We start from the raw sequence: 24,571 nt of genomic DNA on the forward strand, positions 1-24,571 counted from the left end.
ACCATCGCGGGGCCTTTTTTATTCCGCCGGCTGTTCGGCTGGCTTGCGCAAGACAAACCCGTCGGGGTCCTCCTGGGCCACCCTCAGACGCTCACTGGCTTCAGCCGCTTCGCGCTGGCGGTTCCACATCTGAGCATAGAGACCCTTGGCGGCCAGCAGATCGGCATGCCGGCCACGCTCCGCGATCATGCCGTCGCGAAGCACGATAATCTCATCGGCATCCACCACAGTCGATAGCCGATGCGCGATGACCAGCGTGGTGCGGTCCCTGGAGACGGTATCGAGCGCCGATTGGATCTCCCTTTCGGTATGGGTATCAAGCGCCGACGTCGCCTCATCAAGAATCAAGATCGGTGGTGCCTTGAGAATGGTGCGGGCTATCGCAACACGCTGCTTTTCGCCGCCCGAAAGCTTGAGGCCGCGCTCGCCCACCTGAGTCTCGTAGCCGTGCGGCAGGCTGTCGATGAAATCGCCGATCTGGGCCATGCGGGCCGCTTCCCGCACCTCCTCGTCGGTGGCATCGGGGCGGCCATAGCGGATATTATAGGCGATGGTATCGTTAAACAGCACTGTATCCTGCGGCACCATGCCGATTGCTGCGCGCAGCGAGGCTTGCGTAACATCGCTAACGTTCTGGCCATCAATGCTAATGCTGCCCGCGATCGCGTCATAGAACCGATAGATCAGCCGCGAGATCGTTGATTTTCCAGCGCCCGACGGTCCCACAACCGCAATGGTCTTGCCCGCCGGCACCGTAAAGCTCACCCCCTTCAGGATGGGACGATCCGGATCGTAATGGAAATGGACGTTCTCAAAAGAAAGAACCGGCCCGGTGATTTCGAGCGGAGGGGCATCGGGTTTGTCTTCGATTTCAGGGTTCTGGTCGAGAAGGGTGAACATGGCTTCGATGTCTGCCAGACCCTGTCGTATCTCGCGATAGACAAAGCCGATCTGGTTGAGCGGCCGGTAGATCTGCATCATGAAGGTATTGAGCAGGACGAAATCACCAACCGTCAACTCGCCGCGCATTACGCCGAGCGCTGACATGACAGAGAGCACGATCATCCCCAGCCAGAAGATGACCCCCTGTCCGAAGTTGAGCCAGCCAAGGGATGTCCATATGCGGATGGCAGCGCGCTCATAGCCCGACATGGCCTTGTCAAAGCGGTTGGCCTCGAGCTCTTCATTACCGAAGTACTTGACGGTCTCGAAATTGAGCAGGCTGTCGATCGCTTTTGCGTTAGCGTCCGTGTCGCTCTCGTTCATGTCCCGGCGGATCGCTATGCGCCAGTTGGAGGCGCGCACCGTGAAAACCATGTAGAGAATAACCACAGCGGCCAGCACCAGCACATAGACAACGCCGAACAGCCAGCCGAAGATCACGCCCACGATCACGAACTCGACAAGCGTAGGAGCCGTATTGAGCATTGTGAAACGCACGATGGTCTCGATGCCTTTTGTGCCGCGCTCGATAACCCGGCTCAATCCACCCGTCTTGCGCTGCAGGTGAAAGCGCAGCGATAGCCGATGGACATGCGTGAACGTGCGGTAGGCAAGTTGGCGCACGGCATTCTGCCCAACCGAGGCAAAAAGAATATCTCGCAATTGCTGGAACCCGGTATCGACGATCTGGCCGACGCCATAAGCCACGACGAGGATGATGGGCACGGATAGCCCGAGCAATACTGCCGCATCCGGGCCGGAAGTGCCCAGTGCATCAATAATGCCTTTATAGGCGAACGGCACCAGTGTGCTGGCCACTTTGGCCAGCAGCAAAGCCCCAATCGCGAGAACAGCCCGCATCCGCAGGTCGGGCCGGTCAGCCGGCCACATATAGCTCCAAAGGTTGCTAACGGTGGAAAGCAAAGCGCCTTCGTCGGCGCTGACGGTTGATCTTGGCGCCTTGGCCATCAAAATGCTCCGGTATGGAGGAGGAACGGCGATGGAGATGCCGAAAGGTTGATCAGGACGCTTCTGCCGGTTGGCGATCGCAGTGCAAATCTGAACCGTCCAGACCGGAAAGGTAGTCGCCTACCGCCCTGCTAAAGGCCGCGAGCCGGTCCGTGCGCACGCAGTAATTGTTGCGCGTACCTTGGGAGCGACGCTCGATTACCCCGGCATCGAGCAGCACCTTGAGATGCTGGGAAACGGTGCTCTGGGCGAGCGAAAGGCAATCGGTGACGTCGTTACAGCAGCAATTTTCGGCCCGCTGCGCGAGGATGCGCAAAATCTCCAGCCGAACAGGATGCCCCAAGGCCCGCATCAATACCGCAATATCGTCTTCATGCATGGCTTCAGCTTCCATCGTTATTTAACGATAGAGTAAAAGTACGACCGGCGCAAGGCAGCGTCGGCCGGCCGCGCAAAACCAAATTCGGTTACCAGCACCTTATTGGGAAGTGTTCCCGTCGTCATCGGTTTCACCGATCACTTCATCAGTGCCCGGCAGGTCGAAGACCTGACCAGGATAGATTAGATCAGGATTGCGAATCTGGTCGGTGTTGGCCTCGAAAATCTGAGTGTAACGAATGCCTTCGCCATAAACCCGGCGTGCGATCGTCCATAGATTGTCGCCCTGCCGGATAATCGCCAGACCCGTTGCCGTTCGATTTCCATCGCTCACCCCAACCAATGTCGGAATGGCAGGTTCGTCCGTCTCGGCAGACTCAACATCATCAGGTGCTTGGGCTACCTCGGACGGTTCGACGGTCTCCTCAGGTTCAGCGCTTTCGACCGGCTCGGCAGTTTGCGCCGGTTCGACCATGTCTGGAGCGGCTGGCGCCGGGGCAACCGGCGTATCGATAGATACATTGGCCGGTGCCTCTGCCTCCCGACTTGTTGGCGCAGGGCTGGCGCTATCGGCTTCCATTTCGCTTTGCTCGGCCACAACGATGTCTTCGTTCACCATTTCAGGCAATTCAAGGATGAAATCAACTTCCGCGCGACCGACCACCGATCCGTCCTGGGCAAGCATGTCGATCCGAATGCGCTGGCTTTCCTGGTCGAGCACGTCGATCGCTTCGATCAGCCATCGACCGTCGCTCACCTGGGTCGAACCAACGACCTCATTGTCGACGTAAAGCCGCACAGTGAGGCCATCCTCACCGGCGCCGGCAAAGAAGTTGAGGTCGCCATCAATCTCGACGGCGTCAATGGTCGGAGACGTGAGCGCAGGCTGTGGTGCGGCAGCAACCGTTGGCTGCGACAGTGCAGCGGGCGTTTCGATGGTTTCTGCGGATTCTGAAACGGCATCTGGCTCATTGGCGACCTGGGCGGGAGACGGGGGGGCATCGCCCTGATCGGAAAGCGGGGCTCCATCATCCTGGGGCTCAACAGCCGGCGCATCATCAGAGGGGACAGCACCTGGCGCTGGCACATCTGCGGCTTCTGCTGTTGTGACCGGGGAATCTTCAGGCTGACCGACCGACGCCGACGCTTCAGCCGGCTCGGCTTCACCCGCAGCCGGTGTCTCCTCCTGAACCACATCAGCGTCGCTCTCGTCGTCGACAACTGCATCATCAGAAACGACAGTCTCGGCAACGCTTGTTTGCCCTGCCGCTACCGTGCTGTCGGGCGCAGCCACAGGCTGCTCTACCGAAGCATCAGGACCGGCCTGCGGAACGGGCGTCGTTTGCGGAGCACGGGCCGTCTCCTCGACACGGACGCCCTCATCATCGTCGGCTTCAACGGCGGCGCTCGCCGCGTCTTGCTCACCGGAAGGCTGAGTAGGATCTTCTGATTCTTCACTAATGACCGCAACTGTCTCGGCAGATTCGGGCTGGTCCCCCGTTTCATCCTGGGACGCTGCATCGCCTTCCAACCCGGCCACTACGGCGGGCTGCGAGGCGCTCTCACGGGTTTCGGTAACCTCGGACTCGGCGACTTCGGCTTCGGCGACTGCCATGGTTTCGGGAGTTGTCTCGGCTTCTGGCGCGTCCGGCATATTCTCGTCGCCGGCCTGCGCTGCGACTGGACCGTCGAGGCCCTGCAATATCTCGCTTGCTTCGCCGGGTACTGACGCAATCACCAGCGGCTCGCTGGTCCGATCGTCCTGAACAACCACAACTACAGAGGTGTCGGCAAACCGGTTGGTCTCGACATCGAGTATACGAAGCTCGACACCGCCGGTGGGCAGCGGAGCATCGGTCACAAAGGCAAAGTCGCCAGAGGCATGGACTGTTTCGGTACCGATCTGATCGTCATCGGCGAAAATGCGCACTTCGCCCGAGGGCGTGGCACTGCCCGCAATCACCGCCGAACCGTCAGGCTCGACGCGCACGAGGCCAAACGCAGGCATGACGGCCTCGGAAACGCTGGTCGCCGTTTCCTGGCTCCCCACGGTTTCGCTCGCTTCAAGCGGTGTATCGTTGGTGGACGGTGCCTCCTGCGAGCCATCAGCGCCGGCCATTTCCTGCACAGCCTCGCCATCGCCGATCGTTGCCCCCGACCCGCCAAAAAAGGTTTCACTCATGCAGATTGGAAAATCGCCGCGCTGGATGCAGGCAACCGTTCCAGGGCCGGCGATCACGCCTACAGTAACGACGACGGTCGCTGCGGCGGCGCCGACTGCTAGAACGATGGGAGATAGGGGACCGGCCAGTTGAGCCTCCGTAAATGTTTCCGGCCGCCGCATCGGCCAATTCTGCGATTCGCGTGTGCGAAACAGTCTTTTGAACTATAACGGCTAGGCCGTCTTCATCAACTTATAGGTGAACGACTCATACAGGGCCTCGAAGGAGGCATCAATGATGTTGGGGGAAACGCCAACGGTGAACCAGCGCTCTCCCGTATCGTCCCGACTTTCTATCAGCACACGGGTGACCGCGCCCGTGCCGCCGTCCAGGATACGCACTTTGAAATCAACCAGTTCAAGGTCGTCGATCCGACTCGAATACTTCCCCAAATCTTTGCGCATGGCCAGATCGAGCGCGTTGATCGGCCCGTTGCCTTCGGCGACTGACATGAGAATTTCGCCATCAACATCGATCTTGACCACCGCTTCGCAGACTGTAACCATTTCACCCTTGGCGTTATGGCGGCGCTCGATGGCGGTGCGGTAGCTCGTTACATCGAAGAATTTAGGCAGCGTTCCCAACATTTTGTGGGCCAGCATAAAAAACGACGCCTCCGCGCCGTCGTAGGAATAGCCGCGCGCCTCACGTTCCTTGACCTGACGCAACAGCTTGTCGAGCCGCGGATCGTCCTTAGCCATTTTGATATCGAAACGCTTGAGCGTCGTCAGCAAATTGGACTTGCCGGCCTGCTGGGACACCATGATGAGCCGCTCGTTGCCGATGCTTTCCGGCGCCACGTGCTCGTAGGTCGCGGGGTCCTTGGCAATGGCTGACGCGTGGATGCCAGCCTTGGTCGCGAAGGCCGAGGCGCCAACATAGGGCGCCTGCCTGTTTGGGCCACGATTGAGAATTTCGTCAAAGGCGCGCGAAACATGGGTCAGTGTTTCGAGTTTTTCGGCGGTAACACCTGTTTCAAACTGCTCGGAAAACACAGGCTTGAGCACAAGCGTGGGGATCAGAGTCACCAGATTGGCATTGCCGCACCGCTCGCCCAGGCCATTAAGCGTCCCCTGGACCTGCCTCACGCCTGCGCGGACTGCTGCCAACGAGTTGGCCACGGCCTGTCCCGTATCGTCATGGGCGTGGATGCCGAGCCTGTCGCCCGGGGCTACGCTGAGGACATCGGCCACGATCTCTTCAATTTCCGAAGGCATCGTGCCCCCATTGGTGTCGCACAGGACGATCCAGCGCGCACCGGCGTCGAGAGCAGTCTTAACGCAGTCGATCGCATAGGCGCGGTTGGCTTTGTACCCATCGAAGAAGTGCTCGCAGTCAACAAAGGACTCCTTGCCCGCATCAATGGCGGCCCGCACGCTTTCGGCAAGGCTCCTGAGATTTTCCTTCGTAGAAATTCCCAGCGCCAGCTTGACCTGATGGTCCCAGGCCTTGGAAACGTAACAGACGGCATCGGCGCTGGAATTTATGAGATCGGCAATGCCAGGGTCGTTCTCGACTGACCGCCCTGCCCGTTTGGTCATGCCAAAAGCGACAAAATCGGCGCTTTTCGTACGCTTTTCAGCAAAGAACGCGGTGTCGGTGACGTTTGCCCCGGGGTAACCTCCTTCGACATAGTCGATACCCAAACCGTCGAGAAGCCGTGCGATGGCAATCTTGTCCTCAAGCGAGAATTCGATGCCCGTCGTCTGAGCCCCGTCACGAAGGGTCGTGTCAAATAGGTAAAGGCGTTCTTTGGTCATGTGAGGTTTGGTACTTTTTAAAAAATGTCAGGCGGGTGCGTGGCAGACCGCTTCGATATTGTGGCCGTCGGGATCGAAAACGAAGGCGCCGTAGTAATTGGGATGGTAGATTTCACGGACGTCGGGCGCTCCATTGTCACGCGCCCCTGCATCGAGCGCGGTCCGATAAAACGCATCCACATCGGCCCGCGATTTCGCCGCAAATGCGATGTGCAGCTTGCCGGTGCAACGACCGCCCGCCTGCACCCAGAAATCGGGCTTACCATCGCCATAGCCGGCGATCATGCCACCAGGGATTTCAAATTCCTGCAGGCGCTTATAGCCGAGCGTCGCCAAAACCGCATCGTAGAAATCCCGTGATGCCTGGTAGTCGGCAACTGTCAGTCCAAAATGGTCGATCATGCTCATGGTGCTCCTCCGGCGACCACCAGTCTCGGCGTCGCTCATTGCTGCCTCGGGGTCGCCTGCCACTCAGGTGTGTCGTGATCGGGGTGCTGGTGGTTGGTCGCCTTGATGGCGGAAGCCCAGGCTTCCCGGTCGGTCTCGGTTGCGCCGCCATCCTCGATGGACGTGATGGTTTGGAACCAGGTGACCGCCCCTTCCGTGCCGGTGTTGGCACCCGGCGGGAAGGCGTTCGGATTATCGAGCGAGCCGATCATGAGGTTGGTGCGGCCATTGTTGACGTCGTGATAGAACAGCGGCGTGCCGCAATTGGCGCAAAAGCCGCGCTCCACATTATCCGAACTGCGCCAGATGGCCGGCTTGCCGCGGGTCCACACCAAGGTTTCGTCGGGCGCTGCGACAAGCCCGGCAAAAATGCTTCCCGACGCTTTCTGGCACATCCGGCAATGGCACAGATGCGAATTATCGAGAATCTGAGTGGAATGATAGCGCACGGCGCCGCACTGGCAGCCTCCGCTGACCTCCATATCGATGCGGTTCATAGCGTTTCCTCCTTTGGCGGCCAGGATTCCGTGTCATGGTCGGGATGCTGGTTGGAATGAATGCCCGACATGAAGTCGCGCCATTCATCGGTCGTCTCGCGCACCGGCAGGGTGGACAGACCCTCGAAAAAGGACACCCTGTCGCTCAGATTGACCTGAATTTCGGGCGGCACCTTTTCTGGTTCGTCAAAGGCGCCGATGGCCAACTCCAGGCCGAACTTGGTCTCGTAGGCCAGCGGGGTCCCACAATCGCTGCAGAAGGCGCGGCGGGCGGCGTCGGACGACTGAAACCACTTGGGTGTTCCTCGCGTCCAATGCCCGTCGTGGGAGGTGACGAGTGGCCCGAAAAAGCTGCCGAACGCCTTTTGGCACATGCGGCAATGGCAGATCGAGCCGCGTCCGACCAATTTGGTGGCAAATCGGACAGCGCCGCACTGGCAACCGCCGGTCAGGGTTTTGCTGGCTTCGATCGCGCTCATCGCTTGATCTCCCATTTGGTGCGGCGCTCCCCGGTTTCCGGATCCTTGTAGTCCATCAGTTGGATGCCATCCTCCAGCAACTCATTGCGGATGGCGTCGGCTGTGGCGAAGTCTTTGGCAATCAAAGCGCTCAGTCGGGAATCAATCCGAGCTTCGATACCGGACGAATCGTCAGCGTCATTTTTCAAAAGACTGTCGACCGGAAAGCCGAAGAATTCCAAAGTGACGGCGAGGCAATGCGCGGCAGAGATTGTCCCCCGGTTGGCCTTGCGTGCCATGGCATCGAGAACCGTCGATGCGCGGGAGAAATTGAGGTCATCTGCCAGTTCGGCAATCGTGGACGCGTCAGGGGCTGTTTCCTTCCCGGCCCGCGCGGCGCGCTGCCAACTGACGAGTTTGTTCTCGGCCTCTTCCAGCCGTGCAACCGAGAAGTCGATCGGCTCGCGGTAGTGCGTCATCAGCATGGCCAGCCGCAGCACCTCGCCCGGCCATTTCCGTCCACCGAACTTTTCGGTTTCCAGCAGATCGTGGATGGTGACGAAATTGCCTTCCGACTTGCTCATCTTGCGGCCCTCGAGCTGCAGATAGCCGTTGTGCATCCAGTAATTGGCCATCACCTCTGTGCCGTGGGCGCAGCGCGACTGGGCGATTTCGTTTTCGTGGTGGGGGAAGATCAGGTCCAGTCCGCCGCCGTGAATGTCGAAAATTTCGCCCAGAAAGGCTTCGCTCATGGCCGAGCATTCGATGTGCCAGCCCGGACGCCCGCGACCCCATGGGCTCTCCCAGCCCGGCTCAGTGTCGCTCGAGCCCTTCCAGAGCACGAAATCGGCGGGATTTTCCTTGTGACTTTCAACGGCCACGCGGGCACCGGCAATGTTATCTTCCAGATTGCGGCCCGAGAGCTGACCATAATCAGCCATGGAGGAAACGCGAAACAGCACCTCGCCCCCTGCCTCGTAGGCGTGACCTTTGGCGACCAGCCGTTCGATAATGGCGATCATGCCATCGATGTGCTCGGTGGCGCGCGGTTCGACCGAGGGCGAGAGGCAACCGAGCGCGGCTACGTCCTTTTCGAATTGGGAGGCCGTTTTCTCGGTCACCTTGCGGATGGCCTCGTTGAGCGGCAGATCGGGGTAATCGCGCAAAGCGCGGGCATTGATCTTGTCGTCGACGTCGGTGATGTTGCGCACATAGGTCACGTGATCGTCGCCGTAGAGGTGACGCAGCAGGCGAAACAGAACGTCGAAGACGATTACCGGGCGGGCATTGCCGATATGGGCGAAGTCATAAACCGTCGGCCCGCACACATACATCCGCACATTGCTCCCATCGATGGGCACAAAGTCCTCTTTGGTGCGGGTGAGTGTGTTGTGAAGTCTCAGGGTCGGCAGTTGCGACGGCATAAAGTGATGTCCCCAGGCGCAAGAGTTTACGCTGCTGGCAGCGGGTCCACTCCTTTGTGCCGGGAAAATGAAAACCGCGCCGCCAACTTAACGTTAGCGGATAATGGTGCAGCCAATAATGCAGATCAGGCCATTGGTTTTCATGGCGGGCACAATGGACGGGAACAAAAGCCAAATCAAGCATGAAAATAGGGGCGGCGCCGACACGCCACCCCTAGAACGGAGACCTTGGAGTTTAGTCAGAAAGTGTATGCCACCCGTGGCCGGATGGACCGGAACCACTGCCCGTGTTCCGATACTTGAGACTGGCACGGTAAACCCGCCGCGACCATACCGATCACGGAAAGTTTTAGAGCGCCGCTCTTTTGACGGCCGCCAAGCCTGCAGCAAGGCCGAGTACGCCAACTCCTACCGAGCCAACGCGCAGCAGTTCGTCCCGCACGCCGTCAGCAACTCGCCAATGCCGCTTTATGCCTACCGTCCCTCGGCCGACGCCAACAGCTTCACCACTTGTTCGATCGAACCGAAAACAGACCGGTTGTCAGCATCCACCGCGTTGATCCGCACGATGTCGCCAAGAGCCAGGAAAGGCGTGCGCGCTTTGCCGATTTTGCTTTTTTCCGCGGTCCGCGCTTCAGCGATGCAACCAAAGCCGATGCCGTCATGCTTGAGCGGCAATATTTCGTCGTGGGCGTTGGCGACGGTTCCTGACCCGATGATGGTGCCGACACCGAGCTCGCGCGTCTGCGCGGCTGTGACGATCAGGTCGGCGAAATCGAACCGCATGTCCTTGCCGGCATTGGGTTGGCCATAAAGGCTGTTGTTGACGTGCACGCGCACCTTGAGGTGCAACCGGTTATCCTTCCAGCTTTCGCCAAGTTCGTCGGGGGTCACAAATATCGGGGCGAAGCTGGTGGCGGGCTTGGCGTGGAAAAATCCGAACCCGTTCTGAAGGTCGTCGAGGACCAGCCGGCGCAGCGAAACGTCGTTACATATCCCGATCAGCCGAATGGCAGCGCTGGCAACCTCCCGGCTCGGACGCATCGGCACATGGCCGGTGACCACGACCACTTCCGCCTCGAAATCGACGGCAAGGCCATCCTCGGGCACGACAATCGGCCCGGTGGGCGCGACGAAACTGTCCGAACCGCCCTGATACATAAGCGGGCGCTCGTTCTGCAGCTCCTCGTCGCGACTGCCCTTGAGGGTGCGAACCCGGTCGAGATGCACCATGTAGCCCGAGCCGTCGATCCACTGATAAGCGCGAGGCAGCGGCGCCAGCGCTTCGCGAGGGTCGAACGGCATGCCGGCGATCTCGCCATTATTGAGCTGGTCGCTGACGGCACGCAAAATTGGCGCACAGCGCTCCCACTCGTCGAGTGCGTCCTGCAGGTTGGACGCTATGCGCCCAGCAGATGCGAAACGGGCAAGGTCTTTCGAGACGATAACCAGATGTCCGTCGGGACGACCGTTGCGCAGCGTGGCGAGTTTCATAAGTGGATAAGACCGGAAGTGATTGGCATTGGCCGCTAAGATGGCTCATACCTTGGCACAGTTAAAGCCTTGCGTTGAGACAAAAGCCTGATAAGCGGATTGCGATGGTCGCAGCGGGCATTTCATGGACGGTATGATTTCAGTTCGTTGTTCTTTTGCCGGGTCGGTGCGCCTGCTGATTGCCCTTCTGGCATCTCTTGCCTTCATTTTTGCCGATATGTCCGCCGCGATGGCGCAGAATCAGAATTGCGGCCAGATCACCGCCATCCTGCGCGGCATCGAGCGCAACCAGATGTTTCAGAGCTTCAACGGTATCGTGCGCGAACTCCAGAACCGCCAGGTCGAGGTGAGGCAGGCAGAAAGCCAGTGGAGCGCGTCAGGCTGCCAGCAAATTCTCAATGCCGGACAGGCGCTATCGGGTCAGTGCCAGTCGATCGCCCGTTCGATTACTCTGGGCCGCAGCCAGGTCGAACAGCTGACCTCTATGGCCAGGGAAGGCCAGACAATGGCGCAGAACTACCAGCAGGTCATGGCCGACTATCAGCGCTATGGCTGCGACACGGGCCAGTCTGGCGTCACCTTTGACAATGAGGGAACGCGGGGCGGCCTTCTCGACGACATCTTCGGGGGCGGATACGACTATATCGACGGGTCCTTCAATCCATGGAGCACGCAGCAGACGCGCCGCACCGTCTGTGTACGGACGTGCGATGGTTTTTACTGGCCGATCAGCTTTTCGACCACAGACGACTATGTTGGTCAGGACGCCATAAGGTGCCATGAGATGTGTCCGGGCACCGAGGTCGCGCTGTTTTCTTATCGCAACCCCGGGGAGGAACCCGAAGACATGATCTCGCTCTCGGGAACGCCCTACCGGTCGATGTCTTATGCGTTCCGCTTCCGCGAAGAGATCGACACGAGCTGTTCTTGCCAGACCCGTGAAACGGTCGGAACCATCGCCCTTAACGACCAGGGCGAGCAGTCTCGGGCGGTCATTGCCTTCGGCGATCTGGAATTTCCTCTGCCCCAGCCTGACCCGCGTGGCGCCCAGCAAGTCGAGACGGTGGTAGCCGATCTGGTCTATGTGCCATTGCCGCGTCCACGCCCCAGAGCGGATGGCACCGCCGAACCTGCAATCGATCAGCCCGATCTCCAAGGTCCGGAAATGCGGGTCGTCGCGTTTGGAGACAGAGAGGTCAGGATAGTCGGGCCAGAGACACCTTACGTCCCAGAACCGGCAGAAGCGCCTTAAGCTCGGGACCTTCGTGACTGCCGGTCAGTGCCAGACGCAGCGGCAGGAAAAGAGCCTTGCCCTTACGGCCCGATTTTTCCTTGAGAATGCCCGTCCACTGGCCCCAGGTGGTTTCGTCCCAGGGCTCTTCGGGCAAGGTTTCCCGAGCCAGAGCGATGAAGTCCCTGTCATCGTCCGCCACGATAGGCGTGGCGTTGACAACCACCTCTTCATAGAGCGGCACAAGCTGGGAGAGCCTTGAGATGTTTTCGCGCAGCGCAAGCCATGCTGCCTCGGTCATGCCATCGAGAGGACCCAACCGCTTCTGCACCGCCACAAAATCCATGGCATGGACGATGCGTGCATTGAGGGTTTCGAGTTCGGCAGGATCGAAACGCGCCGATCCGTGCGAAATCATCGAAAATTCAAGCTTTTCAGCAATCGCATCGAGATCGGGATACGGCTCGACTGGCAGTGACGTCCCGGTGATCGACGCCATGATGGCAACCGCCAGCGGCTCGTAGCCATCGTCGCGCAACTGGCTGATCGAGAGCGAGCCGAGGCGTTTGGAAAACCCCTGTCCTTCGGCATCCGTCAGAAGATTATGATGGCCAAAGACCGGGGCGGCTGCTCCAAGCGCCTCGAATATCTCGATTTGCGTTCCGGTGTTGGAAACGTGGTCCTCTCCCCGGATGATATGGGTCACGCCCATATCAATATCGTCGACGACCGAGGTGAACGTATAGAGATAACTGCCATCCTCGCGGATAACCACAGGATCCGACATCGAACTCGTATTGACCGTCTGGTTGCCCTTGATGAGATCGTCAAACGTGACGGCACGTCCATCGAGCCGGAACCGCCAATGCGGCCTGCGGCCTTCGGCTTCGAGCTTTGCCTTGTCCTCTGCGGTCAGATCGAGCGCGGCGCGATCATAGATGGGTGGACGACCCAGGGCACGGGCGCGCTTGCGCTTGCGGTCGAGTTCGTCGGCCGCTTCGTAGGCTGGATAGAGCCGTCCTTCTGCAATTAGCCGGTCGCGGGCGGCATCATAGAGCGAGAGCCGATCGGACTGGCGCACCTTGAGATCGGGAACGATACCGAGCCAAGCGAGGTCCGTTTCGATCCCCGCAGCAAACTCTTCGGTCGAGCGGGCGGTGTCGGTATCGTCAAAACGCAAAATGAACTTGCCGGAATTCTTGCGCGCAAACAGCCAGTTGAGAATCAAGGGGCGGGCATTGCCCAGGTGCAGGCGACCCGTGGGCGACGGCGCATAGCGAACAACAACGCTCATCGGGCGACACTCCCGTCACGATATCCCGAGGTAATCGGATATTTCCGTCCAATGCCGAAGGCCTTGGGCGTGAGCTTTGGCCCCGGAGCGGACTGGCGTCGCTTGAATTCGGCGATATAGATCAGCCGCTCTATGCGTTTTACAAGTTCTGCATCGAACCCCTTAGCGACGATCTCGGCCAGCGACAGCTCCTCTTCCACCAGCGCTTCGATGATCGCATCGAGCACCGGGTATGGCGGCAGCGAATCCTGATCGGTCTGATCGGGGCGCAGTTCGGCGCTCGGGGCCTTGGAGATGATCTCAGGTGGAATGACCACGCCAGCCGGGCCACGCACGTCGGTTGGGTAGTAGGAATTGCGCCATTCGGCCAACCCGCAAACCTGCATCTTGAGCATATCCTTGATCGGATTGTATGCGCCGTTCATGTCGCCATAGATCGTGGCATAGCCCACGGCCATCTCGGACTTGTTGCCGGTCGTAATAAGCAATGAGCCGAGCTTGTTGGAAACCGCCATCAGAATGGTCCCGCGCATGCGCGACTGCAGGTTTTCCTCAGTGATATCGGGCGCATAGCCCTCAAAAACCGGCGCGAGATTTTCGTTGACCGCGTCGACGGGCGCGCCAATCGGCACGATATCGTAGCGAACCCCAAGCGTTTCGGCACACGCCCTGGCATCGCGCAAACTGGCTTCCGAGGTGTAACGATAGGGCAGCATCAGGCAATGAACATTTTCAGCGCCCAGCGCATCGACGGCCAGCGCCGCAACCACCGCGGAATCGATACCGCCGGACAGCCCCAATACGACCGACTTGAAACCGTTCTTGTGAACATAGTCGCGCAAGCCCAGCATCGCCGCATGCCAGGGCGCTTCGTTGACCGGGACCAGTTCGGTCACATGGCCCTTGACGCAGTGCCAGCCGGCATCGCCCTTGCGCCAGTCGGAAAGCACCATATCGGGCACGAAACTCTTGCCCTGAAAAGCCAGTGAGCCATCGACATTAATGCCGAAGCTGGCGCCATCGAACACAAGTTCGTCCTGCCCGCCGATCTGGTTGGAATAGAGCATCGGCAAGCCGGTTTCCCGCACGCGCTGGCGAACCAGTTCGAGCCGCAGGCGCTGCTTGTTGCGCCAATAGGGCGAACCATTGGGGCACAACAGGATTTCCGCACCATGCTTGGCCAGCGCCTTGCAGACCGGTTCATGCCAAACGTCCTCGCAGATCGGCACGCCGATCGACAGTCCCTTGATCGTCATCGGTTCGGGCAAGTCGCCGGCGGTGAAATAGCGTTTTTCATAAAAGACGTCGTCATTGGGCAATTCGACCTTGTTCCGCCGGTCGATGATCGCCCCATCCTCGGCCAGAACGACGCTGTTGTAGAGCTTGCCGTCGGTACTCCAGATAGTGGGGAGCAGAACCGAGACATTGAGCCCCTTCGTCGCGCGCGAAAGGGCCCTCGCTGCCTCCATCGCCTCGGTCACGAACTGGCGCTTAAAGAGCAAATCCTCGGGGAAATAGCCGGTCAGGTAGAGTTCGGTGAACATCAGGATGTCGGCGCCCGCCGCCTCGGCCTCCGCCAACGCCTTGCGCGCGGTCGCGAGGTTTTCGGCAATCGCACCGACTTTGGGATTCAGCTGAGCGAGAGCAATGCGGAGTGTATCGGTCACGAAATTCTATGTCCGGCAGTCATGAGAAGCGCGCCAGACTTATAGTGCGCAACGCCCGAGGGCAAGGCGGCGCAAGGCAAAGCCGGGCTGCGAAAACCGCCCGGCTCTGTCGTGATCTTATTTTGGCGTCCTAGAAGGTGCCGGTCAGTTCGATGACAGGGCCCCAGCGGAACAACTCCATGGTGCCTTGGGTTGTAAACCCCTGTGACACAGTCGGGTCCACCGGGTCGCGCGACTCGAAATAGGTCTCAGTTGGGCCGGTGAGATAGTAGCCGCGCACACCAGCCCTAATTGCAAAATTTTCATGTGGCTTGAAGCCAACCATGGCCTCGAGTGCGCCGCCATAGAGGTGACCGGAAATCTGTGGGGCATTGCCCTGTGTCAGGGCCGGATCGATGGAGGCAAGATCAAACGCCCCGTAAGTACCGCTAAGAGATGCGTAGGGAATGGCCGCGGCATCAACCCGTACGTCGAACACATCGTTAAGGTCGGCACGGGCCGTCGCGCCAAGGCGCAGGCCATGAACTTCGAGCGAGTTTGGGTCACTGTTACCGCCGCCCGATTCCATAAGATAGGAGGATCGTCCCATATACGCGGATTCATTGAGATACTGGTAACCCAGGACCCCCCCGAGCGCGAAGCCTTCGGTGTTGACGGGTAGATAACCAAAGTCGACGCCGCCATAGGCAATTGCGCCGGTCGTGGTCGTCTGCACGCCACCGCTAGTTGGTGTTTGGTAGGAATTTTCTATCGCCGCGGCATAGCCGAGATTGCCCTGAACATAGGTGTTGGTCGAACTGTCGTCGATCTTGCCGTGCACTTCGACAAAGTGACTGGAGTCGTCGGCTGTGTAATTCTGCCCGGCAATCGTCGCGCGCTGCCCGCCCATACCGTAGAAATAACGGATCCCGGCCTCGAAATCGAGGCTGTCCTCATATGGCATCATATCGACGGGGTAGGCCGGCTTGAACACAGGCTCTTGCTGCACGCCCCAATCGGCGGCTAACGCCTGGCCGCTTGCGGCGGCAGACAAAAGACCCACGGCAAGGCCTGTGAGAAGACGCGACATTGAGCCCTCCGAACGACGCGAAATAATTTCATTCGTCTTAGTTATGGGCCCGTTAGGGTTAATGTTGGCTAAATGGAAAAACAAAAGGCGCTGCCCCTGGACAGCGCCTTTTCGGATTCAACAGTATTGCGCCCTCTTAATACCCGACGGCCTTGGGGGTGCCATGGGTGCGCTGGCCGTGCATTTCCTCGGCAATAAGGAATGCCAATTCTAGTGCCTGGCTGGCGTTAAGGCGTGGGTCGCAATGGGTATGGTAGCGATCCGACAGCGAAGCTTCGGTCACCGCCGAAACACCGCCTGTGCACTCGGTGACATCCCGGCCCGTCATTTCCACATGCACGCCACCGGCGATGGTGCCCATTTCCCGGTGAATATCGAAGAACGACTTCACCTCGGAAAGGATGCGGTCGAACGGACGGGTCTTGTAGCCGGACGATGCCTTGACGACGTTGCCGTGCATCGGATCACAGCACCAGACAACCGTGCGCCCTTCGGATTTGACCGTTTCGATAAGGCGGGGCAGATGCTCATTGACCTTGTCAGAACCAAACCGCGCGATCAGCGTCAGACGCCCGGCCTCGTCCTTGGGATTAAGGAGGTCCATGAGCCGCTTGAGGTCATCGGAAGACATGGATGGCCCGCACTTGACCCCGATCGGGTTGTTGATGCCGCGGAAATATTCGACGTGAGCATGGTCGGGATTGCGGGTCCGATCCCCGATCCAGATCATGTGACCCGAAGTGGCGTACCAATCGTTGGTGATGGAATCGCGACGTGTCATGGCCTGCTCGTAACCAAGCAGGAGCGCTTCGTGGGAGGTGAAGAACTTGGTTTCACGCAGCACTGGCGTGTTTTCCGGGCTCAGTCCAAGGGCGCCGAGAAACTCGATGGCATCATCGATTTTCTGAGCCACTTCCTCGTAGCGAGGAAACCAATTGGAATCCTTGACGAATCCCATCGTCCATTCATGGACGCGCGAGAGGTTGGCAAATCCGCCAGCGGAAAAGGCGCGCAACAGATTGAGCGTTGCCGCCGACTGCCTGTAGGCCTCGAGTTGACGGTTGGGATCAGGGATTCGCGCCTCGGGCGTAAAATCTATGCCGTTGATGATATCCCCCCTGTAAGAGGGCAACTCGACGCCGTCGATGGTCTCAGTGTCTGCCGAACGCGGCTTGGCAAACTGGCCGGCAATCCGGCCGACCTTGACCACGGGCTTGGATGCCCCGTGGGTCAGAACCACTGCCATCTGCAAGAACACACGGAAGAAATCGCGGATATGGTCGGCGTGATGTTCAGCAAAACTTTCGGCGCAATCACCGCCCTGCAAAAGGAAGGCGCGACCTGCGGCGACCTCGGCCAGACTGGCCTTTAGGTCGCGCGCCTCGCCTGCAAAAACCAAGGGGGGAAACGAGGCGAGCCGGGCCTCGACCGATTCAAGCTCTGTCTGGCTCGGATAGGTCGGGACCTGCAGGATCGGTTTCGTCCTCCAACTGTCAGGTGTCCACGTGCTCATCGTTTCACTCGCTCAATAGATTGTTTGCCGCCCCGAGAAGCCGGGGAGGTCCGGCGGTTTACCAACTACGGCACCCGCTGCCAAGTATTCTATGGTCGAACACGTCGACCGGCTTGCCCGCAAGCTTACGGATTGCATTTTTCGCCATCGACTACGCGATAGCTGGGCGATTTGAAGGTCACAAGTTCCTCGGCCGCGGTTGGATGTACCGCAATCGTGTGGTTGAAATCAGCCATGGTTCCGCCCATCCCCAGCGGGATGGCCACGAGCTGGATCATCTCACCGGCCCCCGGGCCAAGAATATGACACCCCAGAATCCGGCCGGTGTCGGTTTCAGTGATGAGCTTGAGCATCATCTTTTCCTGCCGATCAGATAGCGTATTCATCATCGGGCGAAAGCGGGTCAGATAGACGTCGATCGAGCGATAGCGCTCAGCGGCATCTTCCTCGCTCATACCGACAGTGCCGATTTCCGGTTCGGAAAAGACGGCGGTGGGAATAAGATGATAGGGCACGGTGGTCGGCGTGTTGTTATAGACAGTCTGGGCAAACGCCGCCCCTTCCCGGATGGCCACGGGGGTCAGGGCCGCCCTGCCCGTCACGTCGCCAACCGCATAAATGGATGGCACCGAGGAGCGCGAATACTCGTCGACCACCACGGCACCCGTCTGGTCAAGTTGCACGCCGGCGGTATCGAGCCCAAGATCGCCCGTGTTGGGGTGACGGCCGGTGGCAAACATCACCGCGTCGAAAGTTGCTTCCTCGCCATGGGAGAACGAAACGCACACGCCCTCTCCGTCCTTGCGCAATTTCGAGATGTGATAGCCGTACCGGAACCTGACGCCCCGCTCACGGAGCGCGTCTTCGAGGCCATCGCGCACATCGTGATCGAAGCCGCGCAGGATTCTGTCCCGCCGATAGACCAGCGTCGTATCGACGCCCAATCCGGCAAAGATCGTCGCAAACTCGACGGCTATATACCCGCCGCCTTCAATCAAAATTGTTCTGGGTAGCGATTGGAGATGGAAGGCTTCGTTTGACGTTATGCCCAGGTCGCTGCCCTCAATGTCGGGCTTGAACGGAGCGCCGCCGGTGGCGATCAGAATTCGCTCGGCTTCCAACTGCTCCCCGGTCGAAAGCTCGACCGCGTTAGGGCCTGTCACCTTAGCTCGAGCCTTGAAGATCGTTACGCCGGAACCATCAAGCAGCGTTTCATAGATCCTTTCGAGCCGGTCAATTTCCTTGTCCTTGTTGGCCAGAAGGGTGGGCCAGTCGAATGACGCATCGACCGTCCAGCCGAAACTGGGCGCTACATCAAAAAGATCTCCGAAACGCGATGCATAAACGAAGAGCTTCTTGGGCACGCAGCCGCGGATGACGCAGGTGCCGCCGTAGCGATATTCTTCGACAATTGCGACCTTGGCACCAAGCTGGGCGGAAACCCGTGCAGCCCGCACACCTCCTGATCCCCCACCGATCACGACCAAATCAAACTTCTCGCTCATGGATCCCCGCGCCGCTGCTGTGTTGACGGAACGATATAGGCGCCCGGTGAACACAAAAAAACCCCCGTCCTGCCAGACGGGGGTTAAATCAAAGATGCAGATACCGATCTTATTGTGGCGCCGCCTCCTCGCCTTCAGATACAGGCGCCTCGACCTCGGGGGCATTGTATCCCTGGTCGCGCAGTTCGGAGCGCACACGCGACAGGAACTCGTTGCCTGTGTTGCGGCTCCATACCCCAAGCGCCAGTTGAAGGTCTTCGTTGATGCCCGCATTCTGGCTCAGCAGCTTCTGGCCAACGGGGGTTTCATAAAAACTCACAATCTCTTCGAGTTCTTCGAGAGAAAAGCGAATGGCGTAAATGCGGGCGAACTGATTATAGAGCGGATCGCGATTGGTCAGGTAGCCGTCATATACGGTCTGCAGGGCGTTGATCAGCGGATCGCGCAATGAAGGATCTTCCTGAATCATCAGCCGCATGACCCGCAGGCCCATCTCGACAAGCGTGCGTTCATAGAGCTGGGCTGAATCGGTCATGTCCACATATTCGCGCGCCTTTGCGAGATGCTCGGGCGAGATCTCCTGTTGCGCATTGGCAGGGGCCACGGCCACCAGCGCGGCACCGGACAGAACAAGCGCCGCTACGAGCCGGCGCAGAGTGGGCAGGAAAGTCATTTTGCGTACGGTCCCTTACGAATGATCGGGTTAAGATTTCACATGCTCGGAGAGCTTGATCGTCCCCCCGGGCGTAGCAAGATAGGCGTCGGAACACAAATCGATGAACAGCCCGTGCTGGACGACGCCGGGAATTTCGAGCAGCGCCGAGGAAAGTGCTTTTGCGTCTGAAATACGGCCAAAAGATGCGTCCACGATATAGTGTCCACCGTCGGTAACGAAGGTTTCACCGTCGACGTTTTTCCGTAGCGTTCTTCCGCCCAGAGCATTGAATTGCCCCATCACGTCGGCGATTGCCCGTTCGGTCGCAGCAAGGCCAAAAAGGTTGACCTCGATGGGCAGTGCAAACTTGCCCAGCGTGTCGACAAGCTTGCTGTCATCCGCAATCACGATCATGCGCGCCGAAGCCGCGGCAACGATCTTTTCGCGCAGCAGTGCGCCGCCGCCGCCCTTGATGAGCTGAAAATTCCTGTCGATTTCGTCCGCGCCATCGATTGTGACGTCGAGACCATCGATATCGTCAAGAGTGGTCAGCGGAATGCCGAGCCCGCGTGCCTGCTCGGCGGTCACTTCCGATGTGGGGACACACAGGCACTCAAATCCGTTTGCGACTTCAGCGCCGAGCAGGTCGACAAAGTGTTTTGCCGTCGAGCCGGTGCCGAGCCCGATTCGCATGCCCGAGCGGATTTCCGACATGGCCGCCAGGGCCGCACTGCGCTTGAGGTCTTCGCTCACGTTCTGAAATCTCCCGGTTTTGCCTCTAGAACGGCAGTTCGGAGCTTGTGTCAACGCTACCAATGTCGATACCTGCATAGCCGCGCATCGCACGTGGCTTTTCGCTGCGCGCAATAGCGCCTATATTCGGCTGATGACAGATCACTCGACCCAGCGCCCTCTCGTCGACAGTTTCGGCCGGCACGTCACCTATCTGAGGGTTTCAGTGACCGATCGCTGCGACTTTCGCTGCACATATTGCATGGGCGAAGATATGGTCTTCCTGCCCAAAAGCGAGGTGCTCAGCTTCGAGGAAATCCAGGAGGTCATTGGCGCGTTCGTGAGGCGCGGTGTTCGCAAGGTCCGCCTCACCGGCGGAGAGCCGCTGGTGCGGCGCGACATCATCAAGCTGATCGAAACCCTGTCCGAGAGCCATCTGGCGCGGGGCGAACTCGATGAATTGACGCTCACAACCAATGGTAGCCAGCTCGCAAAGCACGCCGGACGACTTGCGGAGCTGGGCATCCGTCGTGTCAATGTCTCGCTCGATACGCTCGATGGTGAAAAGTTTGCGGCGATCACCCGGCGTGGGCGCCTGCCGCAAGTGCTCGACGGCATCTACGCGGCCCGCGACGCCGGGCTTTCGGTCAAGCTCAACATGGTAGCAATCAAGGACGTCAACGAAGACGAGATATTGCCCATGCTCGAATGGGCACATTCGGAAGGGTTCGAATTGACCCTTATCGAGGAAATGCCGCTGGGCGATGTCAGCTTTGATCGTGCCGATACCCACCTTTCCCTGCGAACTGTTCGCGACCGGATCGCAGAGCGCTTTACACTGACCCCGATTGCCAAGCGCACCGGCGGACCCGCCCGCTATATGCGGGTCGAACAGACCGGCGGCACCATCGGGTTCATCACGCCGCTGAGCCACAATTTCTGTGAAAGCTGCAATCGCGTCCGACTGACCTGCACTGGTCAGCTCTATATGTGCCTGGGACAGGAGGATCGCGTCGATCTGCGCGCCGCCCTGCGCGAGGGCGGACCACAGGGTCTCGATGCCGCGCTCGATCAGGCAATGATCCTCAAGCCCAAGGGGCATGATTTCGTGATTGAACGCCGCTCCGCCCCCGCAGTCGGACGGCACATGTCGGTAACCGGCGGCTAGAGCATTTCAGCGCTTCTATGAACCGCTTCAGTTGCTCCAAGTCTTTGTTTGGTCGCGTGTCCGAACCGATAAAGTGGCATCCGCTTTATCTGTACACGCTCTAGTCGCCGACCACGGCAAACTCCAGCGGCAGCGCTGTCGTATACTTGATCTGCTCCATGGCGAAGGACGAGCTGACATCGGAAAGAGCGATCTTGGAGATCAGCTTTTTATAAAAAACGTCATAGGCCTGAATGGATGGCACGACCACGCGCAAAAGATAGTCGACGTCGCCGCTCATGCGGTAGAATTCGACGACCTCGGTGAAATCCTCAACCACGGCGGCGAATTTGCGCAGCCAGGCATCGTTGTGCTCGTTGGTCTTGACGGCAACAAACACGGTGACGCCCGCATTGACCTTTTCGGGATCGAGCACCGCAACGCGGCGCTTGATGACACCCTCCTCCTCCATTTTCTGGATGCGGCGCCAGCATGGCGTGGTGGACAAACCGACCTTACGGCCGATTTCCGCCACAGGCATCGTGGCATCCTTTTGCAAAAGCTGGAGAATTTTGCGGTCGAGTTTGTCGAGCGCCATAGAAGCCCCTGAAATAGTATTCTTAAAATCAACGAAAATTTCCAGTATTCTGGAAAATCGTCCGCCTCGGCATGGCATTTGACGTGCCAGCATTGCCCGTGTCAAGGCAAACCAATCGGGGTCCGACCATGGCCATTTCTCCCCTTTCGGTTACCCGCAGCCGCCCGGCCAGGGAGCTTTCGGCTGAGTATGGTGAAAATTGCGTCTAACTGTCCGGCACGGCTCAACGTCCTGTTAACCACGCGTGGCTTAGCGTTAAGCCTCGCGTACGGGTTGGCGGGATTTGCTGACCTGATGAGTAGTTGAGTAGCGTAACGAGAGTTCGATGGCGTCCAGCCAGCCAAACCGTGCAACCGAAGCGCCGCGTCGGGGAGAATCGCGCCGTACGGTCCAGCGCGCTGTTCTCGACGCCCGCCAGAAGCTGACATCAAGCTCGGGCACACGGGTCACTTTCGATTATGAACTGCTGGCCGAGTATGCTGGCGCCCGGCTGACAAGCCTTCTTCCCACACTCGCGCTCCTCAGCATCCTCTCGCTTGCCGCCATCTTGTGGATCGATCCGGTCATAGCCGCGCTCTGGGCGAGCGCGGTCGGCATCGCCAATCTGGGCGTCGCCATGATCTGTCGCGGGTTCCGCAAGCAAGACAATACCAGGTTCAACCCCGGGCGGTGGACGCAGACCTTCATAATCGCCGAAACGATCACGGGCCTGTCCTGGGCCACCCTGCCTATCCTCACCATTGCAGGCGGCGGAGAAGATATCCAGATCATCATCTTTGCCATGTTGCTGGTCGGCGTTGCAGCAAATGCGGTCGCCACGCGCACGCTGCCCAGCGCCACGCTGGTCACCACCTTCCCCGGCACGGTGTCGGTGGCGGCCATGCTCATCTGGAGCGGCGGGACGCTCAACTACGCAATGTCGGTTGTGACCATCGGGGCGTTCTTTTTCTTCCTGTTTCTCACCCGCCAGCTCTACAAATCCGAAATCGGCAATCTCGAGCATCAATGGGAAAAAGACGCTCTGATTCTTGAGCTCGAGGAAGCCAGGACGATGTCGGACGAAGCCCGGCGCCATGCCGAGCAGGCCAATATCGCCAAATCGCGCTTTCTTGCCACCATGAGCCATGAGCTGCGCACGCCGCTCAACGCGATCATTGGCTTTTCAGAGGTTCTCAAATCGGAGCTGCTGGGCGCTCACGCTGTTCCGCAGTACAAGGAATACGCGGGCGATATCCACGCGAGCGGGCAACACCTTCTGACATTGATCAACGAACTGCTCGATCTCTCGCGCATCGAGGCCGGCAAGTACGACCTCAACGAAGAGGCCATTTCGCTCGTCGATATTTCCGACGACTGCCGTCGCATGCTCGAAATCCGGGCCCGGTCCAAAAATGTTGACCTTCAGTTCGAGGCCGGAGACTCGCTGCCCAAGATCTGGGGCGACGAGCGCGCCGTGCGTCAGGTGGTCCTCAACCTGCTCTCGAACGCCATCAAGTTCACCCCGCAATCGGGCAAGATCGTTCTCACCGTGGGACGGTCGACCGATGGCGGGCAATTCATTTCTGTTGTCGACAATGGCCCCGGCATCCCCGAGGACGAGATCGAAACCGTTCTGTCCTCATTCGGCCAGGGCTCGCTGGCGCAAAAGACCGCCGAACAGGGCGCGGGGCTGGGCCTGCCCATCGTGCAAAAGATCATGGATCTGCATCAGGGACGGTTCGATCTGTTCTCCAAGCTGCGCTTCGGTACCGAAGTGATCGCCACCTTCCCGCGCGCGCGGGTCATGGAAGGCATCGCGCCGGTGGTCGAGCAGCGCAACAGGCTCGAGATTTATTCCGAAGCCTCCTAAACGGCCCGCAAATCTTCCATCAGCGTTCCAGCCAGCGCAATTTCGGCGTCATGCGGCTCGTCCCGGATGGTCTCCGCAAGCCCCGCCTGGTACCACTCTTTCATGGCCGGCACGGTCAGGAGCCTTTGTGAATACGCCATGGACTTCTCGCCGAGCTCCAACCCATAGGTCTGAATACGGAAGGCAACCGGGCAAAAGAACGCATCGACCGCGGTGAACGTCTCACCGGCGAGGAACGGCCCGCCGAACCGCGAAAGCCCTTCGCCCCAAAGTTCGTCAAGCCGGTCGAGATTGGCTTGCAGCGCCGCGCTGATCTCATGCATGCGCACTCTGACACCCACGTTCATTCCGCAAATGTTGCGCAACGCCGAAAAGCCCGAGTGCATTTCGGCCGTTGCCGAACGCGCCCAAGCGCGTGCCGCTCGATCTGCCGGCCAGACGCTGGAATGGTCCTCAGCGACATATTCGGTGATCGCCAGCGAATCCCAGACCGTCAGATCTCCATCCACCAGGCATGGCACGAGGCCGGTGGGCGAGAATTTACGGAATTCTTCGTAGCTGGAGCCCTGGAGAAAGGGCACGAACCGCTCATCGAATTCGATGCCAAGCGTCTTGAGCAGGACCCAGGGCCGCAGCGACCAGGAGGAATAATTCTTGTTGGCGATATAGAGCGCGTACATGGCATTTCTCCGTCAAAACAAGCGTCACTTACCGGATTCT

At 59.3% G+C, this 24,571-nt stretch carries 21 protein-coding genes; 3 read left to right on the plus strand and 18 right to left on the minus strand.

What is annotated here, in order from left to right; genetic code table 11:
- Positions 1–18 precede the first annotated feature (18 nt).
- The 9 genes from OF122_RS14430 to OF122_RS14470 form a co-directional block, all read right to left on the minus strand.
- A complete protein-coding gene (locus OF122_RS14430; protein ID WP_264224891.1) occupies positions 19–1,911 on the minus strand; it encodes an ABCB family ABC transporter ATP-binding protein/permease in 1,893 nt (630 codons plus the stop codon).
- A gap of 52 nt (positions 1,912–1,963) precedes the next feature.
- Positions 1,964–2,290, minus strand: coding sequence for an ArsR/SmtB family transcription factor (locus OF122_RS14435; protein WP_264224892.1), 327 nt, complete (start codon positions 2,288–2,290; stop codon positions 1,964–1,966).
- A 99-nt stretch (positions 2,291–2,389) separates the two neighbouring features.
- Entirely contained in the window at positions 2,390–4,633 is a 2,244-nt protein-coding gene (locus tag OF122_RS14440; protein WP_264224893.1) for a LysM peptidoglycan-binding domain-containing protein, read from the minus strand.
- Between the two features lie 51 nt (positions 4,634–4,684).
- Complete coding sequence (gene cimA, locus OF122_RS14445) at positions 4,685–6,271, minus strand: citramalate synthase (protein WP_264224894.1); 1,587 nt, start codon at positions 6,269–6,271, stop codon at positions 4,685–4,687.
- 27 nt (positions 6,272–6,298) lie between these two features.
- Positions 6,299–6,673, minus strand: coding sequence for a VOC family protein (locus OF122_RS14450; protein ID WP_264227675.1), 375 nt, complete (start codon positions 6,671–6,673; stop codon positions 6,299–6,301).
- Positions 6,674–6,714: 41 nt separating this feature from the next.
- Positions 6,715–7,215 carry a GFA family protein gene (locus tag OF122_RS14455; protein ID WP_264224895.1) on the minus strand — a complete coding sequence of 167 codons (501 nt, stop codon included), beginning with the start codon at positions 7,213–7,215 and terminating at the stop codon, positions 6,715–6,717.
- A complete protein-coding gene (locus OF122_RS14460; protein ID WP_264224896.1) occupies positions 7,212–7,694 on the minus strand; it encodes a GFA family protein in 483 nt (160 codons plus the stop codon). Before OF122_RS14460 ends, OF122_RS14455 begins: the two co-directional genes overlap by 4 nt.
- Positions 7,691–9,097, minus strand: a complete 1,407-nt coding sequence (cysS, locus tag OF122_RS14465; protein WP_264224897.1) for a cysteine--tRNA ligase — start codon at positions 9,095–9,097, stop codon at positions 7,691–7,693. Before cysS ends, OF122_RS14460 begins: the two co-directional genes overlap by 4 nt.
- A 474-nt stretch (positions 9,098–9,571) precedes the next feature.
- Positions 9,572–10,591, minus strand: coding sequence for a fumarylacetoacetate hydrolase family protein (locus tag OF122_RS14470; RefSeq protein WP_264224898.1), 1,020 nt, complete (start codon positions 10,589–10,591; stop codon positions 9,572–9,574).
- A 124-nt stretch (positions 10,592–10,715) separates the two neighbouring features.
- Here OF122_RS14470 and OF122_RS14475 point away from each other — a divergent pair, with 124 nt between their 5' ends.
- Positions 10,716–11,843 (plus strand): DUF2865 domain-containing protein, encoded by a 1,128-nt coding sequence (locus OF122_RS14475; protein ID WP_264224899.1) that lies wholly within the window; start codon positions 10,716–10,718, stop codon positions 11,841–11,843.
- Here the strand turns inward: OF122_RS14475 and gltX are convergent.
- From gltX to rpiA, 7 genes are all read right to left on the minus strand, one after another.
- On the minus strand, positions 11,788–13,116 hold the full coding sequence (gene gltX / locus OF122_RS14480) for a glutamate--tRNA ligase (RefSeq protein ID WP_264224900.1): 1,329 nt from the start codon (positions 13,114–13,116) through the stop codon (positions 11,788–11,790). The two genes, OF122_RS14475 and gltX, sit on opposite strands and share 56 nt — an antisense overlap.
- Positions 13,113–14,783: an NAD+ synthase gene (locus tag OF122_RS14485; protein ID WP_264224901.1), complete on the minus strand. Its 1,671-nt coding sequence runs from the start codon at positions 14,781–14,783 to the stop codon at positions 13,113–13,115. Before OF122_RS14485 ends, gltX begins: the two co-directional genes overlap by 4 nt.
- Before the next feature lie 130 nt (positions 14,784–14,913).
- Positions 14,914–15,852 (minus strand): hypothetical protein, encoded by a 939-nt coding sequence (locus OF122_RS14490; RefSeq protein WP_264224902.1) that lies wholly within the window; start codon positions 15,850–15,852, stop codon positions 14,914–14,916.
- A gap of 136 nt (positions 15,853–15,988) precedes the next feature.
- A complete protein-coding gene (locus OF122_RS14495; protein ID WP_264224903.1) occupies positions 15,989–17,365 on the minus strand; it encodes a class II 3-deoxy-7-phosphoheptulonate synthase in 1,377 nt (458 codons plus the stop codon).
- 125 nt (positions 17,366–17,490) lie between these two features.
- Entirely contained in the window at positions 17,491–18,870 is a 1,380-nt protein-coding gene (gene gor / locus OF122_RS14500; RefSeq protein WP_264224904.1) for a glutathione-disulfide reductase, read from the minus strand.
- Positions 18,871–18,979: 109 nt separating this feature from the next.
- Entirely contained in the window at positions 18,980–19,543 is a 564-nt protein-coding gene (locus tag OF122_RS14505) for a DUF2059 domain-containing protein (protein ID WP_264224905.1), read from the minus strand.
- A gap of 30 nt (positions 19,544–19,573) precedes the next feature.
- Positions 19,574–20,239 carry a ribose-5-phosphate isomerase RpiA gene (gene rpiA, locus OF122_RS14510; protein WP_408636337.1) on the minus strand — a complete coding sequence of 222 codons (666 nt, stop codon included), beginning with the start codon at positions 20,237–20,239 and terminating at the stop codon, positions 19,574–19,576.
- A gap of 172 nt (positions 20,240–20,411) precedes the next feature.
- Here rpiA and moaA point away from each other — a divergent pair, with 172 nt between their 5' ends.
- A complete protein-coding gene (gene moaA, locus OF122_RS14515; protein WP_264224907.1) occupies positions 20,412–21,425 on the plus strand; it encodes a GTP 3',8-cyclase MoaA in 1,014 nt (337 codons plus the stop codon).
- Between the two features lie 100 nt (positions 21,426–21,525).
- On the opposite strand, the gene OF122_RS14520 is transcribed toward moaA, so the two are convergent.
- Complete coding sequence (locus OF122_RS14520) at positions 21,526–22,002, minus strand: Lrp/AsnC family transcriptional regulator (RefSeq protein WP_264224908.1); 477 nt, start codon at positions 22,000–22,002, stop codon at positions 21,526–21,528.
- A gap of 325 nt (positions 22,003–22,327) precedes the next feature.
- Between OF122_RS14520 and OF122_RS19685 the strand changes: the two genes are divergently transcribed.
- Complete coding sequence (locus OF122_RS19685) at positions 22,328–23,851, plus strand: sensor histidine kinase (RefSeq protein ID WP_319019370.1); 1,524 nt, start codon at positions 22,328–22,330, stop codon at positions 23,849–23,851.
- Here the strand turns inward: OF122_RS19685 and OF122_RS14530 are convergent.
- On the minus strand, positions 23,848–24,531 hold the full coding sequence (locus OF122_RS14530; protein ID WP_264224909.1) for a glutathione S-transferase family protein: 684 nt from the start codon (positions 24,529–24,531) through the stop codon (positions 23,848–23,850). The two genes, OF122_RS19685 and OF122_RS14530, sit on opposite strands and share 4 nt — an antisense overlap.
- Between the last annotated feature and the right edge of the window lie 40 nt (positions 24,532–24,571).

Source organism: Pelagibacterium flavum, assembly GCF_025854335.1.
Classification (GTDB): domain Bacteria; phylum Pseudomonadota; class Alphaproteobacteria; order Rhizobiales; family Devosiaceae; genus Pelagibacterium; species Pelagibacterium flavum.